Source organism: Pseudomonas sp. GM33, from assembly GCF_000282295.1.
GTDB classification, from domain to species: domain Bacteria; phylum Pseudomonadota; class Gammaproteobacteria; order Pseudomonadales; family Pseudomonadaceae; genus Aquipseudomonas; species Aquipseudomonas laurylsulfatiphila.
On the sequence record NZ_AKJO01000091.1, the window covers coordinates 23,504 to 40,173 of the forward strand.

The following is a 16,670-nucleotide window of genomic DNA, read 5'->3' on the forward strand; positions in this document are numbered from 1 at the left end:
ATGACTGAATCGAACGACACGCCAATCCAGACGGAAGAAGGCGACGAGCGCCAACACCGCCGCATCAAGAGTTTCGTGATGCGCGCCGGGCGCATGACCGAAGGCCAGCAAAAAGGCCTGGAGCAGGGCACGCCGCTGTTCGTGCTGCCGCTGGCCGACGCGCCGGTGGATTTCGACCAGGTGTTCGGTCGCTCGGCACCGCGCTCGCTGGAAATCGGTTTCGGCATGGGCCATTCGTTGCTGGAAATGGCAGCGGCTGCGCCGGACCAGGATTTCATCGGCGTAGAAGTGCACCGTCCGGGTGTCGGGGCGCTGCTCAATGGCGTGCTGACCCAGGGCCTTACCAACCTGCGGGTCTACGATTGCGATGCGATCGAAGTGCTCAACCGCTGCGTGGCCGATAACAGCCTTGATCGCCTGATGCTGTTTTTCCCGGATCCGTGGCACAAGAGCCGTCACCACAAGCGCCGTATCGTCCAGGCGTCCTTCGCCGAACTGGTACGTAGCAAGTTGAAGGTCGGCGGTATTCTGCACATGGCCACCGACTGGGAACCGTACGCCGAATACATGCTGGAAGTGATGAATGTCGCCCCGGGTTATCGCAACCTGGCCGAAGACGGCAAGTGCGTACCGCGCCCGGCCGAGCGCCCGATCACCAAGTTCGAACGCCGTGGCGAACGTCTTGGGCATGGCGTGTGGGATTTGAAGTTCGAGAAGCAGTCTTAAGCATCACCCAATGCAAACTGTGGGAGCGGGCTTGCTCGCGAAGGCGTCGTGTCAGTCGACATTAATGTTGTCTGATACACCGCTTTCGCGAGCAAGCCCGCTCCCACAGTTGTTTTGTATTCCGCAAAAAATCAGCGGCGATCCGCGACCACGCCAATCAACACCAACACCACCAACAACACCGGCGCCAGGCTGTAGTTGTTGAACTGGCTCAAGCCGCGCACGACCCATGGCGTGGCGTAGATCAGCGCCGCGCCGCTGCCGATCATGCACAGCAGGGCCATCAATGGCACGCGCAAGGCGCCGGCGATGCTGCCCAGGCGCTGCTCGACCCAGCCTTTGAAATCCGCACCAAACAGCACCAGCAGGCAGCCCACCAGGGCCAAGGCGATTTCCGAGAGGTTGCTGCGGCTCCAGCGAGACACGGTGGCAAGCAGGTCGAGTACCAAATCCATTCGATTTCCTTATGTCAGAAATTTCTGCAGTAAGTCGTTGAGGAAGAGTTGTCCGCGCATCGTGGCTACCAGGCGTGACGGTTCGACCTGCAACAGGCCGCTTTGTTCGGCTTCACGTCGGCCTTCAGCAAGGCTTTCCAGGGTCATGCCGGTACGTTCAGGGTACAGCCGCGATTCTACGCCTTCAGTCAGGCGCAGCGCGTTCATCAGGAATTCGAACGGCATTTCATCGTTGCCCAGCGCTTTCTCGCCGGCCCGGAAGCTTTTCGCCGGATTCAGGTAGTCCTTCGGCAGGCGGGTTTTCCAGGTGCGGACAATGCGCCCGTCCGGGTGACTGAGCTTGCCGTGGGCACCGGCACCGATGCCGATGAAGTCGCCAAAACTCCAGTAGTTGAGGTTGTGTCGCGCCGGGCGACCGGGCAGGGCATAGGCCGAGACTTCGTACTGTGCGTAACCGTGTTCGGCCAGCAGCGCTTGCCCGGCCTCCTGGATGTCCCACAGCGTGTCGTCTTCCGGCAGTGTCGGCGGCTGGTTCCAGAACACCGTGTTCGGTTCCAGGGTCAGTTGATACCACGACAGGTGTGTCGGTTTCAGGGCGATGGCTGTGCGCAGGTCGGCCAAGGCATCGTCCAGGGACTGATTCGGCAAGCCATGCATCAAGTCCAGGTTGAAGTTATCGAAGCCGGCCTGCCGCGCCATGCCGGCGGCGCGTACGGCTTCGTCGCCGTTGTGAATCCGGCCCAGGGCCTGGAGTTTTTCCTGCTGGAAACTCTGGATGCCGATCGACAGGCGATTGATCCCCAGTTTCCGGTACGCCACGAACTTGTCTTGCTCGAACGTCCCCGGATTGGCCTCCAGCGTGATTTCGATGTCGCTGGCAAAGGGGATGCGTTGTTCGACGCCTTTGAGCAAGCGCCCCAGGGAATCGGCACTGAACAGGCTCGGCGTGCCGCCACCAAAGAAGATCGAGCTCAGTTCACGGCCATAGACGGCGTGCAGGTCCTGGTCGAGATCGGCCAGCAACGCGTCGACATACTCTTCCTCCGGCAGCACAGGGCTGGCGGTGTGGGAGTTGAAGTCGCAATAAGGGCATTTGCGCACACACCACGGGATGTGGATGTACAGCGCCAGGGGCGGCAGCACAGGCAGTGCCGCCCGAGGCGATGAAGCGTCACCGCCGAAGATCAGCGGCGACGCGGATGATTCACGGGTCATTTCAAGCCCAGACGCTGGCGCAGCAGATCCATTGCACGGGCGCGGTGGCTGATCTGGTTCTTGTCGGCAGGGCTCAACTCGGCGCTGGAGCAATCGCGCTCCGGCACCCAGAACAGCGGGTCGTAGCCAAAACCGTGTTCGCCGCTGGCCTGGGTCAGGATTCGCCCGTGCCACAAACCTTCGCAGAGGATCGGCAACGGATCGTCGGCGTGACGTACCAGTGCCAGCACGCAGACGAACTGCGCACCACGCTCGGCTTCAGGCACGTCTTTCAACACGTCGAGGAGCTTGGCGTTGTTCGCCGCATCGCCCTTGCCGTCGGCATAACGCGCCGAGTAGATACCCGGCGCACCGCCGAGGAAATCCACGGCCAGCCCGGAATCGTCGGCCAGTGCCGGCAATCCGGAAATGCGTGCGGCATTACGGGCCTTGAGGATGGCGTTCTCGACGAACGACAGACCGGTTTCTTCAGGTTCGACGCTGCTGAACTCGCCGATCGAGCGCAGATGCACCGACTCGCCGAGCATGGCCTGGAGTTCCTTGAGTTTGCCGGCGTTATGGCTGGCCAATACGAGTTGCGTGAAGTTGATCATTGGCCAGGGAAGAGCTCTTGGTTGAAATTGATGGTGTTGATTTTATCGCCGGTCTGCACCTTGATGTCGAAGGTGCGGACTTCCTGCTGATCCACCGGATATTGCGCGATGTAGTAGATCGCGCCTTGTTCGGTGATCTGTTTGAACTGCAGTGGCACCGTCTGGCTGGTCAGGTCTTTGACCGAACCGCTCACCTGGGCCATCAGTGGCTTGCCTTCCTTGAGCACCGAGATATTGATCACGCCCTGGTTCTTGCTGCGGATCAGTTCGGCGGACTTGGCAATGTCCGGGGTCAGGTAGGTGGAGTTGAAGGTGTTGTAGTGCACCGTCACGTCGCCGAAGGTTTCCTGGCGCTCGCCCTTGATGGCTTCGGCGCCCATGGCGGTGACGCTCAGGCAGGCAGTGAGTAGAAACAAAGCAAGACGACCCATGATCGTTCTCCTTGAAATAGGGTGGATCAGACCGCGACCTTGTGGTCGGAAAGTCCCGGACTGCTGACGCGGTAGATTCCGATCTCACCTAACAGATTAGGCCATAGCTTACTGGCCCACCCGTGCCGATGCTGTTGATCCACGGCAAGCCGATCAATGACCTTCGCTTCACGTTCGCGACACAAGGCTTCAAAGTCCGCGAAGGTGCAGAAGTGGATGTTCGGCGTGTTGTACCAGGTGTACGGCAGGAACTCGGAAACCGGCATCCGGCCCTTGCTCGCCAGGTACCAGCGGCAGCGCCAGTGACCGAAATTGGGGAAGGTGATGATGCACTGGCGGCCCACGCGCAGCATTTCTTCGAGGATCTTGTCCGGGTAATGCACTGCTTGCAGCGCCTGGGTCATGACCACGATGTCGAAACTGTTGCTGGCGAAGTTGCCCAGGCCCTTGTCCAGGTCCTGTTCGATGACGTTGATGCCCTTGGCCACGCACTCGGCGATGTTGTCGGCGTCGTTTTCCAGGCCATAACCGGTGACTTGCTTGTTATCGCGCAGCCAGGTCAGCAGTTCGCCATCGCCGCACCCGAGGTCGAGCACGCGGCTGCCGGCGGGGATCCATTCCTGGATGATTTCCAGATCAGCTCTCATGGCTTTCTCACAGCGTAATGCGGTTCATGTAATTGCCGAATGCCTGCAGGTAGCGCGGGATCGGAATCAGGAAGGCGTCGTGGCCTTGCGGTGCATCGATCTCGAGGTAGCAGACGTCCTTGCGCGCGGCCATCAGCGCGTCCACCAGTTCCCGCGAGCGGGCAGGGGAGAAGCGCCAGTCGGTGGTGAACGACATCACGCAGAACTTAGCTTTCGCACCTTCGAAGGTTTTCGCCAGGTTATCGTCGAAGTTCGCCGCCGGATCGAAGTAATCGAGCGCCTTGGTCATCAACAGATACGTGTTGGCGTCGAAGCGCCCGGAGAACTCTTCGCCCTGATAGCGCAGGTAGCTTTCGACTTGGAACTCGACACTGTGGAAGTCGTAGTTGAGCTTCTCGCTCTTCAGGCCGCGGCCGAATTTTTCGCCCATGGAGTCGTCGGACAGGTAAGTGATATGCCCGACCATTCGCGCCAGCATCAGGCCGCGCTTGGGGATCACGCCCTGTTCCTGGAACGAACCGCCGTGGAATTCAGGGTCGGTGAGGATCGCCTGGCGCGCCACTTCGTTGAACGCGATGTTCTGTGCCGACAGCTTGGGTGCCGAGGCGATGGCCAGGCAGTGACGGATGCGGTCGGGGTAGGTGATGCTCCATTGCATCGCTTGCATGCCGCCGAGGCTGCCGCCGATCACGGCCGCGAACTGGGCGATGCCGAGGCGATCGGCCAGGCGCGCCTGACTGTGCACCCAATCTTCGACGGTCAATACCGGGAAATCGGCGCCGAACGGCTTGCCGGTGTCCGGGTTTATGCTGCTCGGGCCGGTGGAGCCGTTGCAGCCGCCGAGGTTGTTCAGACTGACCACGAAGAATTTTTTGGTGTCGATCGGTTTGCCGGGGCCGATGCAGCTGTCCCACCAACCAGGTTTGCGGTCGTCGGGGCTGTGATAGCCGGCAGCGTGGTGGTGCCCGGACAAGGCGTGGCAGATCAGTACTGCATTGCTCGCCGTGGCGTTGAGCGTGCCGTAGGTTTCGTAGATCAGGTCATAGGCCGGGAGCGAACGACCACAGGCCAAAGCCAGCGGCTCGCTGAAGTGCGCCACTTGCGGCGTCACCAGACCAACAGAATCGGGGGGAAAGGCAGCTGGCATCGACCCTGCTCTCATTGAAATGAGGCGTAAGTCTAAAGACCGCTGGGGTTAGCGGCAAGCAAAGGTCCGAGCTGATTTTTCATGTAAGACCGAGGTGTGCCATTCGCGAGCAGGCTCGCTCCCACAGGATTGATGCAGTCCATGTGGAAGCGAGCCTGCTCGCGATGAACGATGACGCGGTCAGCCTGCCGGACGCACCAGATCAGGCAAGTCCGGCAACTTCTTCGGCGAACAGATTCGCACCCGTTTCTGCCGGTTCAACTCGCCACTGATCAAGCTGACCTGGCTCTTGGACACGCCAAAGGCCTTGGCCAGAAACGCCATCAGATACGCGTTGGCCTTGCCCTCGACTGGCGGCGCGGTCAGGCGGATCTTCAGACGATCACCGTGCAGCCCGGCGAAGTCGTCGCTACGGGCTGCCGGTTGCAGGTGACACTCCAGAATCAGGTCGTCACCGTCCCAGCGAAACCAGCTCACCGGGTCAGATCAATACGCGGAGGATTTGCGGCATCATGGTCAAGGCGGCGAGGTTGTTGATCACCAGCATGTCGATCAGTTTGATCGCCAGGAACGCAAAGATCGGCGACAGATCAAGCCCGCCCAGGTTCGGCAGGAACTTGCGGAACGGCGCCAGGGCCGGCTCGCAGACGTCGTTCACCAGTTCGGCGCCCGGGTTATGGCTGCCCGGTGCGACCCAGGACAGGATCACACTGATGATCAGGGCAAAGAAGAAGATGTTCAGGAACAGCGCGGTCACACCGATGATCGACCAGATCAGCAGTTGCAGCGGATTGCCGGTGGTGCCGTAGGTCAGCAACAGGGTCAGGGCCATCAGTGCCAGTTGCACGAGGATCGCCAGCACCAGCGAGGACATGTCCAGGCCGAAGACGCTCGGGATGATCCGGCGCAGCGGCTTGAGCAGCGGCTGGGTGGCCTTGACGATGAACTGGCAGATCGGGTTGTAGAAGTTCGCCCGCACCAGTTGCAGCACGAAGCGCATCAGCACGATCAGCAGGTACAGGCTGCCGAGGGTTTGCAGCACGTAGACCGCTGCGGTGTTCAATCCAATCATGAAAAGCTCCTTATTGACCCAGTTGTTCGGCCATCTCGGCCGAGCGGTGCGCGGCAGCGCCGAGTGCTTTTTCGACCAGGGCTTCAAAACCATTGGCCTGGAACGACTTGATTGCAGCTTCAGTGGTGCCCGCAGGGGAGGTGACACGGCGGCGCAGCTCGGCTGCGTCGACGTCGCTGGAGACCGCCATGTGCGCGGCGCCCAGTGCGGTTTGCAGGGTCAGTTGTGCGGCGATGTCCGCCGGCAGGCCAAGTTTCACGCCGGCGGCGGTCATGGCCTCGATCAGCAGGAAGAAATACGCCGGGCCCGAGCCGGAAACGGCGGTGACGGCATCCAGTTGCTGCTCTTCATTGAGCCATAAGGCGATGCCGACCGCGGACAGCAGCTCCTGGGCTTGCTGACGCTGTTCGGCGGTCACTTGAGCTGTTGCGAACAAGCCGCTCACGCCCTGACGCAGTAGCGCCGGGGTGTTGGGCATGCAGCGCACGATCGGCTGGGCGCCAAGCCAGTTGTTCATGCTGGCGCAGGTGATGCCTGCGGCGATCGACACCACCAGTTGATGGGGCTTGAGGCTTGGGCGAATCGCTTCGCACACGGCTTTCATCGCCTGCGGCTTGACCGCAAGGACGACGACGTCGGCGCCTTCGATGGCCTGGGCGTTGTCGGCGAAGGTTTCGATGCCGTGTTCAGCGCTCACGCGGGCGCGGGTTTCTTCGCCCGGATCGCTGGCGCGGATCTGCGCGGCTTCCAGACCCTTGGCCCGCAGGCCGCCGATCAGGCTGGCGGCCATGTTGCCGGCACCGATAAAGGCAATACGCGTCTTGCTCATGTCAGGTCCTTATAAAGAAGAGAGTCGGTCATGGGTTATGGCCGATCGTAATCGCGGGCGCCAAACAGGGCCGTACCGATACGGACCCAGGTGGCGCCCTGGGCAATGGCCGACTCTAAGTCGTGGCTCATGCCCATGGAAAGTGTGTCGAGTGGCAGATTCAGGCTGGCTTGCAGGCTTTGCACGGCCGCAAACGCGGCGTCCTGGGCGGCGCGATCTTCGGTCGGCTCAGGGATGGCCATCAGCCCGCGCAACGTCAGGCGCGGCAGGGCGCTGATGGCACTGGCCAGGGCCGGCAGGTCAGCCGGGGTGCAGCCGGATTTGCTGGCTTCACCGCTGACGTTGACCTGAATGCAGATATTCAGGGGCGGCAAATCGGCAGGACGTTGTTCGGACAGGCGTTGTGCGATTTTCAGACGATCCACGGAATGCACCCAGTCGAAGTGCTCGGCGATAGCACGAGTCTTGTTCGATTGAATGGGGCCGATGAAGTGCCAGATCAAGGGCAGGTCGGCCAGTTCAAGCTGTTTGCCCAGCGCTTCCTGCAGGTAGTTCTCGCCAAAGTCGCGCAGGCCGGCGGCGTAGGCTTCACGCAGGTCCTGTGGGGGTTTGGTCTTGCTCACGGCCAGCAGATGGACGCTGTTTTCGGCGCGATTGGCGGCAAGTGTTGCGGCATGGATGCGCGAACTAACTTCGAGAATGTTGTCTGCTATGGTGGACATCAAGAGGCGCCAGCGGTCTGAAGGTTCGCGGCATTCTACTGGAATTGAGAGGCGCTATGGATATCACTGAACTGCTGGCGTTCAGCGCCAAACAGGGGGCGTCGGACCTGCATTTGTCTGCTGGCCTGCCGCCGATGATTCGGGTGGATGGCGATGTGCGGCGCATCAACCTGCCGGCCCTGGACCACCAACAGGTGCAGGCGCTGATCGATGCCATCATGAACGACACCCAGCGGCTGGACTTTGAGAAGCATCTGGAAATCGACTTTTCCTTTGAAGTGCCCGGTGTGGCGCGTTTTCGGGCCAATGCGTTCAATCAGAGCCGTGGCGCGGGTGCGGTGTTTCGCACCATACCGGCGAAAGTGCAGAGCATGGACGAACTGGGCATGGGAGAGGTGTTTCGCAAAATGACCGACGCTCCCCGCGGCCTGGTGCTGGTGACCGGCCCGACCGGCTCCGGAAAGTCCACCACGCTGGCGGCGATGATTGATTACCTCAATAACCATCGCCATCACCACATCCTCACCATTGAAGACCCTATCGAGTTTGTCCACGAGCCACGCAAGTGCCTGATCAACCAGCGTGAGGTCCACCGCGATACCCGCAGCTTCGCCACGGCCTTGCGCTCGGCGTTGCGGGAGGACCCGGACGTGATTCTGGTGGGGGAGATGCGCGATCTGGAAACCATACGCCTGGCGTTGACCGCCGCCGAAACCGGCCATCTGGTGTTCGGCACGCTGCACACCACGTCGGCGGCGAAGACCATTGACCGGGTAGTGGACGTGTTTCCGGGGGACGAGAAGTCAATGGTGCGCTCGATGCTCTCCGAGTCACTGCTGGCGGTGGTGTCCCAGACGCTGGTGAAGAAGGTCGGCGGCGGGCGCATCGCGGCCCACGAAATCATGTTGGGGACGTCGGCGATCCGCAACCTGATCCGCGAGGACAAGGTGGCGCAGATGTACTCGGCGATTCAGTCGGGAGGGGCGTTGGGCATGCAGACGCTGGATATGAGCTTGAAGGACCTGGTGACCAGGGGGTTGATCAGTCGTGATCATGCGCGGGAGAAGGCGCGGTCACCGGATAACTTGTGAGGATTGCAATGCTACCTGTGGCGAGGGAGCTTGCTCCCGTTGGGTTGCGAAGCAGCCCCAAAAAAGCCGGGAGCGCTACGCACTCCAGCGGGAGCAAGCTCCCTCGCCACAAGTGTTCGCTATCAGGTGTGCATCAGCGCTGAACAACCCGCATCTGATTTGGCTCTTTCGGCAGAACCCGCTTGGCAACCACGTAGTGGTTTTCCCAGTACGGTTTCTTCAAGGTGTCGATGCTCACCGACTTGCCGCGACGTGGCGCGTGGATGAAGCGGTCGTTGCCCAGGTAAATGGCGACGTGATTGACCCGACGGCTCTTGATGTTGAAGAAAATCAGGTCGCCCGGCTTCAGGTCGTTGCGATCGACTTTCTCTCCATGACCGCTGGCCATGGCGTTGGAGGTGCGTGGCAGGTCGAACGTGGCGTCGTTGAACGCGTATTTCACCAGGCCGCTGCAATCGAAGCCTTTGCTTGGGCTGCTGCCGCCCCAACGATAGGGAGTGCCAAGGACGTTCACGGCGCGGCTCAGCACGTCGCTGCTTTCCTTGGTGCCCATCGGTGGAACCAGGCCGCTTTTGCTGCTGGCCAGGCTTGGAGCATATTTGGCGGATTTCTTGTCTTTGCTCGAAGGAGCAGAGACATGGGATTTTGGGGTGTAACCATTAACGTTAGGAAGACGTTGCTCACGATTGGTGGCGTGGGCGGCCAGTGGCATCAAAAGGCAAATGGTTAGCCATGTCTTGAAAAATGAACGCATTAGGCAAGGCTCTTAATAAGTTAGCGCGCAACTTTATAACAGCTTTTTTGCCGCTTCCGAGGCCGTTGGTCGATTCAACCTGGGGGACAATGGTGGCAAAAAAGCGGCAAAATGGCGCAATTGTCGGACAGAAGTCCGGTGTTACAAGGCTTTGACGGGAGTGAAGGTAGCATTTGCCATACGTCGGGTGCCTGTAAAAAAGTCACAAAGAATTGAAGAATATTTATCTATCGCGTGAATCGAGGTCATTCATGAACCCCTATCAACAGACTTTTCCGCAGCAAGACACCCACAGCAAAGTGATCGGTTATTTGCTGTGGATTTTCGGATTTACCGGCGCTCACCGCTTCTATTACGGCAAGCCGGTGACCGGGACGATCTGGTTCTTCACCTTTGGTTTGCTGGGCATCGGCTGGCTGATCGACCTGTTCCTGATCCCGGCGATGGATCGCGAGGCTGACCTGCGGTTTACCGCGGGGCCTATCGAATACAACGTGGCGTGGATTCTGCTGACGTTTCTCGGGGTGTTCGGTGTGCACCGGATGTATCAGGGGAAATGGATCAGCGGGCTGCTGTACCTGCTGACGGGTGGGTTGTTCTTTATCGGCGTGCTGTATGACTTCTGGACGTTGAATGACCAGGTTTCCGTGCGTAACGCGCAGAGACGATAAGCGAAGCGCAAAAGATCGCAGCCTGCGGCAGCTCCTACAGGGAAATGCATATTCCTGTGTAGGAGCTGCCGCAGGCTGCGATCTTTTTTTTCAAGCCTGGTGGCTAATGCGCCCATCCACCAGGGTGTAACGCACCACACCCGGCAGGCTGTGGCCAATGAACGGGCAGTTTTCGCCCTTCGACAACCAGGTTTCGCCCGCGACGGTCGAGGCCGCCGGGTCGAACAGCACGATGTCCGCCGCATTACCCACCGCCAGTTTGCCTGCCGGCAGGCGCAAGGCCTCGGCAGGGCCGGCGCTCAGGCGTTTCAGCAACGTCGGCAGGTCCAGCAAGCCGTCTTCGACCAGGGTCATCGCCAGTGGCAGCAGCAGTTCAACGCTGCTGATGCCCGGCTCGGTCGCGCCGAACGGTGCCAGCTTGGCGTCACGCTCATGGGGTTGGTGATGGCTGGAGATGGCCGAGATCACGCCGGATTTCACCGCTGCGCGCAGGCCATCGCGGTCGGCGCGGGTGCGTAGCGGCGGCTGGACGTGATACAGGCTGCTGAAGTCGATCAGGGCTTCGTCGGTCAGGATCAACTGGTACAGGGCGACATCCGCGGTCACCTTCAGGCCCCGGGCTTGGGCCTGGGCGATCAGTTCCACGCCGCGGGCACTGGTGAGCTGGCTGAAGTGCGCGCGCACGCCGGTCTGTTCAACCAGCAGCAGGTCCCGGGCCAGGGCGACGGTTTCGGCGCTTTCCGGGATGCCCGGCAAGCCAAGGAAACTGGCGGTCGGGCCTTCGTGAGCCAGGCCACCTTCGGCCAGGTCGTGATCCTGGGAGTTGAAAATCACCGTCAGGTCGAACGTTGCAGCGTAGTCCAGCGCCCGGCACAGGGTGCGGGTGTTGCGGAAGCTTTCCAGGCCGTTGCCGAAGGCCACGCAACCGGCGTCGCGCAAGGCAACCAGCTCGGCCAGTTGCTCACCGTCCAGGCCTTTGCTCAGGGCGCCAATCGGGAAGACTTTGGTGTTGCCGGCCTCACGGGCGCGGTCGAGGATCAGTTCGGCCACCGCCGAGGTGTCCAGCACCGGTTTGGTCTTCGGCGGGCAGCACAGGCTGGTCACGCCGCCAGCCGCCGCCGCACGGGTTTCGCTGACAATCGAGCCTTTGCGGCTGTAACCCGGCTCGCGCAGGGCAACGTTGAGGTCGACCAGGCCGGGAGCGGCCACCAGGCCTTTGGCGTCGATCGTGTCGACGGCGACAAAACCGGCGGGCGCCGCACCAAGGGCGACGACTTTGCAGGCTTCAATGTGGATATCGGTCACTTGATCCAGGCCGCTGGCCGGATCGATCACGCGGGCGCCGAGAATGCTGAGCTTCACTGTGCGCTCTCCTGTTCGAATTGGCCCTGCTCGAATTGACGCTGCGCAGTCTGCCCGCTCATGGCCATGGACAGCACGGCCATACGAATGGCGATCCCGTAGGTCACCTGGTTGAGGATCACCGAGTGCGGGCCGTCGGCCACTGCCGACTCGATTTCCACGCCGCGGTTGATCGGCCCCGGGTGCATCACGATGGCATCGGGTTTGGCGCCGGCCAGGCGCGCGGTGGTCAGGCCGAACAGGCGGTAGAACTCGCCTTCGCTTGGCAGCAGGCCGCCGGTCATGCGTTCACGCTGCAGACGCAACATGATCACCACGTCGACGTCCTTCAGGCCTTCGGTCATGTCGGTGTAGACCTTCACGCCGTATTGCTCGATGCCGATCGGCAGCAGGGTCTTCGGTGCGATCACGCGAATGTCCGGGCAACCGAGGGTTTTCAGGGCCAGCATGTTCGAACGTGCCACCCGCGAGTGCAGGATGTCGCCGACGATGGCCACCGAAAGGTTTTCGAACCCGCCCTTGTGCCGACGGATGGTCAGCATGTCGAGCATGCCCTGGGTCGGGTGCGCGTGCCGGCCGTCGCCGCCGTTGATGATCGCCACTTGCGGGCAGACATGCTCGGCGATGAAGTGCGCGGCACCGGAGTCACCATGGCGCACGACGAACATGTCGGCGGCCATGGCTTCCAGGTTACGCAGAGTGTCGAGCAGGGTCTCGCCCTTGCTCGCGGACGACGTGGACACGTTGAGGGTGATCACGTCCGCCGAGAGCCGTTGAGCCGCCAGTTCGAAGGTGGTGCGGGTACGGGTCGAGTTCTCGAAGAACACATTGCACACGGTCTTGCCGCGCAGCAACGGGACTTTCTTCACGGCCCGGGCGCCGACTTCGAGGAAGGAATCGGCGGTGTCGAGGATTTCCGTCAACAGCTCACGGCGCAAACCGTCGAGCGAGAGGAAGTGGCGCAGCTGGCCCTGATCATTGAGCTGCAGCGGGCGCTTGGTGTCTAGAGGCGTCATCGCAAGGGGGACTCTCAATAGGGCGAATTAAAGGGCGAGGTCTTGCAGTTCGAGCGCGAGTTCCGGGCCGGACAGCTTCACCCGTTCGTGGGCGGCCAGCGACAGGGTCGCGCCCACCACGTTCGGGCGGATCGGCAGTTCGCCGGCGTCCAGGTCCAGCATGCACACCAGCGTCACGCTGGCCGGGCGGCCGTAGTCGAACAGTTCGTTCATGGCGGCGCGGATGGTCCGGCCGCTCATCAGCACGTCGTCGATCAGCACCAGGTGCTGGCCTTCGATCTCGAACGGCAGCGCCGAAGGGCGAACCTGCGGGTGCAGACCGTTCTGGCTGAAATCGTCGCGGTAGAAGGACACGTCCAGGGTGCCGAGGGGCTCATTGCTGCCCAATTCCTTGAGCAGGGCCTGGGCCACCCAGACGCCGCCGGTACGAATGCCGATGAAGCGCGGGTCGCTGATGCCACGGTGTTCCAGGTGGGCCTTCAGGCGCGTGGCCATCTGGCTGATCAGTTCGGCGGGATTGGGCAGGCTCATGGTTGCTCCTTCTTGGGCCCGAGCCGGTTTTTACGCAAGGTGGCTCGGGTTGTAGCTAAGAGAGACGCATCGCGGCTCTTCAGGATTCGAACAGTGCGCCATTTTCGTCGAGCCAGCCTTGCAGCAGCAGGGCGGCGGCGATGGCGTCGACCGGGTTGTCGCGGTAACTGCCTTTCTGGCCGCCACGAGCCAGGCGTTCGCCCTTGGCCTCGAAGGTGGTCAGGCGTTCATCGTGGGTATAGAAGGGCAGGTTGAAGCGGCCGTTCAGGCGCCGGGCGAACTTTTCTGCGCGGGCGCACATGTCGCTGGGCGTGCCGTCCATGTTCAGCGGCAGGCCGACCACCACGGCATCGGGTTTCCACTCTTTGATGAGGGCTTCGACCTGGTTCCAGTCAGGAATGCCGTTCTGCGCTTTCAGGGTGCACAGCTCACGGGCCTGGCCGGTAATCACCTGGCCGACCGCAACGCCGATCTGTTTGGTGCCATAGTCAAAACCCAGAATCAGCTTCAGGGCCATCAGGCGTGCCCCGCCTGGCTGGTCAGCAGGCTGAGGTTGACGCCCAGGTGCCTGGCGGCCGCTTCCAGGCGAAGTTCGCTGCTGGTGTTGAACAGGATATCGGCGTCAAACGGGCAGTTCAGCCAGGCGTTCTGCGCCAGTTCGGCCTCCAGTTGCCCGGCTTCCCAGCCGGCATAACCGAGGGCGATCAGGCTTTTTGCCGGGCCGACGCCGTCAGCGATGGCAAACAGGACGTCCTGGGACGTCGACAGGGACAACTCATCTTCCAGATCAACGGTCGCCTGGAAACTCTGCCCCTTGGGGTGAAGGACGAAGCCGCGATCGGTTTGCACCGGGCCGCCGATGAAGATCGGCACATGCTGGCAGAGCGCTGGCGGTTCGATTTCCGGGCGTAATTGCTCAAGGATATCGGCCAGGTTCAGCTCTTGCGGACGGTTGACCACCAGCCCCATGGCACCATTGGCCGTGTGCTCGACGATGTAGGTCAAGGTGTGCGCAAAGTTCGGGTCGGCCATGTGCGGCATGGCGATCAGGAATTGATGCTTGAGGTAGCTGGGGCTGACGTTTTTCATGTGCGCTAGTGTGGCGTTCGAGGGGCGAACTGACAAGCCGGGGATGCGCAGGAAATGCCGTAATTCTGTAGGAGCGAGCTTGCTCGCGATGAACCTGAGAGCACTGCGGGGTGTCAGGCTTGCAGCGTTATCGTTGGCGACCATCGCGGGCAAGCTCGCTCCTACAGGGGGATTTGTGCGGGTCAGTTGCTTGAGAGGCGATCGCCGCGGGCAAACTTCCAGGTCCGGATGATCTCCAGCCGGTCAACATCCGATAGATCCCCGGTAAAGGGTGCGAACGGCGCCGCCAGCCGGACGATCCGTTGCGCCGCCTGGTCCAGCAGCGGCTGGCCTGAGGATTCCAGCACCAGCACCTCATACAGCGAACCGTCACGGTTGATCGACACCATCAGGCGCAAATTGCCGTAGATCTGTTTGCGCCGTGCTTCGTCGGGGTAATTGAGGTTGCCGATGCGCTCGACTTTCTTGCGCCATTCGTCCTTGTACCAGGCGCCCTTGTCGCGCATGGTCGAGGCGGCGCTCAAGCGGTGGATGCGCGGGCGCTTGGCGTACAGTTGTTGTTCGGCGGCCAGTTCCGCTTCGAGGCTGGCGATGTCGCTGGACAGCCGCTCACTGTCGAACGTCGGCGCCTGGACCTGGGGTTTGACCTCGGTCTTGGGCTCCTCGGTCTTGGCGGGGGCTTTTTTCGGCTTCGGCGCCACGGTGGTCACGGCAGCCTTCGGCGGGGCTTCCTGCACTTCAGGCTTGGCGGCCGGCGGTGGCGTGACTTTCTGTACCTTGTTGTCCTGGAAGGGCGCGACCTCGGTGGTCTTGGGAATCGCCTTTTTGTCCAGGGTGCCGCTGCCTTGCTGGTTCTCTTGCGCCAGGAAATCGGCCTTTTCAGGCTTCTTTTCGCTTTTGAAGGTGGCGAGGGTGATTTCCAGGGTTTTGCTGATCTGCTTGGGCTCGACCACGGCAAACCCGACACCCAGCAGCAAGGCCAGGTGGATCAGCGCCGCCAGGAACAGAGTAAAACCGAGGCGATCGGCCGGGCGCACGCCACGGTGGGCGAGTTCGGCAGGCAGATCGGACGGGAGGGTCATGACAAGGAAACCAACATCGCGTTTTCACAGGCCGCGCATGATAACGCAATGTTGGTTTGGCTAATCAACGTGCCTTGAGCTTCTGATCGATGGCATCCATCAGCAGGCCGCCGATATCGGTGCCAAAGGCATTGTCGATTTCGCGGATGCAGGTCGGGCTGGTGACGTTGATCTCGGTCAGGTGCTCGCCGATCACGTCCAGGCCAACGAACAACAGGCCTTTTTCACGCAGGGTCGGGCCGACTTGTGCGGCGATCCAGCGATCCTTTTCGGTCAGGGGACGGGCTTCGCCACGGCCGCCGGCGGCGAGGTTGCCACGGGTTTCGCCCTGGGCCGGAATCCGTGCCAGGCAATAATCCACAGGCTCGCCGTCGATCATCAGGATGCGCTTGTCGCCATCCTTGATGGCCGGCAGGTAGGCCTGGCCCATGATCTGCTGGGCGCCGAGGGCCGTGAGGGTTTCGAGGATCACCGACAGGTTCGGGTCGCCCGCGCGGTGACGGAAGATCGACGTGCCGCCCATGCCGTCCAGCGGCTTGAGGATCACATCGCCGTGTTTGGCGGCGAACTCACGCAACACGTCGGCGCGGCGGCTGACCACGGTCGGCGGCGTGCACTGCGGGAACAGCGTGGCGAACAGCTTTTCGTTGCAGTCGCGCAGGCTCTGCGGCTTGTTGACCACCAGCACACCGGCGCGCTCGGCCTGTTCCAGCAAGTAGGTGGAGTAGACGAACTCCATGTCGAACGGCGGATCCTTGCGCATCAGGATCACGTCCAGATCGCTCAGCAGCGCGTCGCTTTCGGCGCCCAGTTCGAACCATTTTTCCGGGTTGGCGAACACCTGTAGCGGACGCATCCGCGCCCGGGCCTCACCTTCGCCCTGATACAGGTCGCGCTGTTCCATGTAGAACAGCTCCCAGCCACGCTTCTGCGCGGCCAGCAGCATGGCCAGCGAGCTATCCTTTTTATAGGAAATGCTGGCGATAGGGTCCATGACAATCCCGACGCGAACGCTCATTGGGTTTTCCTCGAAATTTGGGGGCCGGACGTTGATCTTCTGTAGGAGCGAGCCTGCTCGCGATGGCGTGTCAGTCGACATCAATGCAGCTGATACACCATCGCGAGCAGGCTCGCTCCCACAAAAAGCGATCAGGCCAAAGGGCCGTATAAAAGTGGCGTCAGAGTGGCGCTGAGTGTGTTTGCGGTCAAGGAAAAACCATCGCCCCGGTCGGCCGAT

Annotated in this window: 21 protein-coding genes; 3 read left to right on the plus strand and 18 right to left on the minus strand. The window is 61.5% G+C overall.

Annotated elements, in window-relative coordinates:
* Entirely contained in the window at nucleotides 1-726 is a 726-nt protein-coding gene (gene trmB, locus PMI26_RS13035; protein WP_007975392.1) for a tRNA (guanosine(46)-N7)-methyltransferase TrmB, read from the plus strand.
* 131 nt (nucleotides 727-857) lie between these two features.
* Here trmB and PMI26_RS13030 read toward each other — a convergent pair whose 3' ends face one another.
* The 10 genes from PMI26_RS13030 to PMI26_RS12985 form a co-directional block, all read right to left on the minus strand.
* Nucleotides 858-1,181, minus strand: coding sequence for a DUF3392 domain-containing protein (locus PMI26_RS13030; RefSeq protein WP_007975393.1), 324 nt, complete (start codon nucleotides 1,179-1,181; stop codon nucleotides 858-860).
* 9 nt (nucleotides 1,182-1,190) lie between these two features.
* A complete protein-coding gene (gene hemW, locus PMI26_RS13025; RefSeq protein WP_007975394.1) occupies nucleotides 1,191-2,396 on the minus strand; it encodes a radical SAM family heme chaperone HemW in 1,206 nt (401 codons plus the stop codon).
* Complete coding sequence (gene rdgB, locus PMI26_RS13020) at nucleotides 2,393-2,989, minus strand: RdgB/HAM1 family non-canonical purine NTP pyrophosphatase (protein ID WP_007975395.1); 597 nt, start codon at nucleotides 2,987-2,989, stop codon at nucleotides 2,393-2,395. Before rdgB ends, hemW begins: the two co-directional genes overlap by 4 nt.
* Nucleotides 2,986-3,420 carry a DUF4426 domain-containing protein gene (locus tag PMI26_RS13015; RefSeq protein ID WP_007975397.1) on the minus strand — a complete coding sequence of 145 codons (435 nt, stop codon included), beginning with the start codon at nucleotides 3,418-3,420 and terminating at the stop codon, nucleotides 2,986-2,988. Before PMI26_RS13015 ends, rdgB begins: the two co-directional genes overlap by 4 nt.
* A 26-nt stretch (nucleotides 3,421-3,446) precedes the next feature.
* Nucleotides 3,447-4,067, minus strand: a complete 621-nt coding sequence (gene metW / locus PMI26_RS13010) for a methionine biosynthesis protein MetW (protein ID WP_007975398.1) — start codon at nucleotides 4,065-4,067, stop codon at nucleotides 3,447-3,449.
* Nucleotides 4,068-4,074: 7 nt separating this feature from the next.
* Entirely contained in the window at nucleotides 4,075-5,214 is a 1,140-nt protein-coding gene (metX, locus tag PMI26_RS13005) for a homoserine O-succinyltransferase MetX (protein WP_007975399.1), read from the minus strand.
* A gap of 180 nt (nucleotides 5,215-5,394) precedes the next feature.
* Complete coding sequence (locus PMI26_RS13000) at nucleotides 5,395-5,691, minus strand: DUF167 domain-containing protein (RefSeq protein WP_007975400.1); 297 nt, start codon at nucleotides 5,689-5,691, stop codon at nucleotides 5,395-5,397.
* 4 nt (nucleotides 5,692-5,695) lie between these two features.
* Complete coding sequence (locus PMI26_RS12995) at nucleotides 5,696-6,286, minus strand: YggT family protein (RefSeq protein WP_007975402.1); 591 nt, start codon at nucleotides 6,284-6,286, stop codon at nucleotides 5,696-5,698.
* Between the two features lie 10 nt (nucleotides 6,287-6,296).
* The gene (proC, locus tag PMI26_RS12990) at nucleotides 6,297-7,115 is read right to left on the minus strand and encodes a pyrroline-5-carboxylate reductase (RefSeq protein WP_007975403.1); all 819 of its coding nucleotides are present in this window, start codon (nucleotides 7,113-7,115) and stop codon (nucleotides 6,297-6,299) included.
* 35 nt (nucleotides 7,116-7,150) lie between these two features.
* Nucleotides 7,151-7,837 (minus strand): YggS family pyridoxal phosphate-dependent enzyme, encoded by a 687-nt coding sequence (locus tag PMI26_RS12985; RefSeq protein ID WP_007975404.1) that lies wholly within the window; start codon nucleotides 7,835-7,837, stop codon nucleotides 7,151-7,153.
* Between the two features lie 56 nt (nucleotides 7,838-7,893).
* Between PMI26_RS12985 and PMI26_RS12980 the strand changes: the two genes are divergently transcribed.
* On the plus strand, nucleotides 7,894-8,928 hold the full coding sequence (locus PMI26_RS12980) for a type IV pilus twitching motility protein PilT (RefSeq protein WP_007975405.1): 1,035 nt from the start codon (nucleotides 7,894-7,896) through the stop codon (nucleotides 8,926-8,928).
* Nucleotides 8,929-9,061: 133 nt separating this feature from the next.
* Here PMI26_RS12980 and PMI26_RS12975 read toward each other — a convergent pair whose 3' ends face one another.
* Nucleotides 9,062-9,682: a C40 family peptidase gene (locus PMI26_RS12975; RefSeq protein ID WP_007975406.1), complete on the minus strand. Its 621-nt coding sequence runs from the start codon at nucleotides 9,680-9,682 to the stop codon at nucleotides 9,062-9,064.
* Nucleotides 9,683-9,933: 251 nt separating this feature from the next.
* On the opposite strand from PMI26_RS12975, the gene PMI26_RS12970 reads away from it, so the two are divergent.
* On the plus strand, nucleotides 9,934-10,353 hold the full coding sequence (locus PMI26_RS12970; RefSeq protein WP_007975407.1) for an NINE protein: 420 nt from the start codon (nucleotides 9,934-9,936) through the stop codon (nucleotides 10,351-10,353).
* Between the two features lie 90 nt (nucleotides 10,354-10,443).
* Here PMI26_RS12970 and PMI26_RS12965 read toward each other — a convergent pair whose 3' ends face one another.
* The 7 genes from PMI26_RS12965 to gshB form a co-directional block, all read right to left on the minus strand.
* The gene (locus tag PMI26_RS12965; RefSeq protein WP_007975409.1) at nucleotides 10,444-11,715 is read right to left on the minus strand and encodes a dihydroorotase; all 1,272 of its coding nucleotides are present in this window, start codon (nucleotides 11,713-11,715) and stop codon (nucleotides 10,444-10,446) included.
* The gene (locus PMI26_RS12960) at nucleotides 11,712-12,731 is read right to left on the minus strand and encodes an aspartate carbamoyltransferase catalytic subunit (protein WP_007975410.1); all 1,020 of its coding nucleotides are present in this window, start codon (nucleotides 12,729-12,731) and stop codon (nucleotides 11,712-11,714) included. Before PMI26_RS12960 ends, PMI26_RS12965 begins: the two co-directional genes overlap by 4 nt.
* Before the next feature lie 27 nt (nucleotides 12,732-12,758).
* Entirely contained in the window at nucleotides 12,759-13,262 is a 504-nt protein-coding gene (pyrR, locus tag PMI26_RS12955; protein WP_007975411.1) for a bifunctional pyr operon transcriptional regulator/uracil phosphoribosyltransferase PyrR, read from the minus strand.
* 79 nt (nucleotides 13,263-13,341) lie between these two features.
* The gene (gene ruvX, locus PMI26_RS12950) at nucleotides 13,342-13,779 is read right to left on the minus strand and encodes a Holliday junction resolvase RuvX (protein ID WP_007975412.1); all 438 of its coding nucleotides are present in this window, start codon (nucleotides 13,777-13,779) and stop codon (nucleotides 13,342-13,344) included.
* On the minus strand, nucleotides 13,779-14,351 hold the full coding sequence (locus tag PMI26_RS0129660) for a YqgE/AlgH family protein (RefSeq protein WP_015097200.1): 573 nt from the start codon (nucleotides 14,349-14,351) through the stop codon (nucleotides 13,779-13,781). Before PMI26_RS0129660 ends, ruvX begins: the two co-directional genes overlap by 1 nt.
* Before the next feature lie 182 nt (nucleotides 14,352-14,533).
* Nucleotides 14,534-15,433, minus strand: a complete 900-nt coding sequence (locus tag PMI26_RS12945; RefSeq protein WP_007975414.1) for an energy transducer TonB — start codon at nucleotides 15,431-15,433, stop codon at nucleotides 14,534-14,536.
* A 64-nt stretch (nucleotides 15,434-15,497) separates the two neighbouring features.
* Nucleotides 15,498-16,451 (minus strand): glutathione synthase, encoded by a 954-nt coding sequence (gene gshB, locus PMI26_RS12940; RefSeq protein WP_007975415.1) that lies wholly within the window; start codon nucleotides 16,449-16,451, stop codon nucleotides 15,498-15,500.
* Nucleotides 16,452-16,670 lie beyond the last annotated feature (219 nt).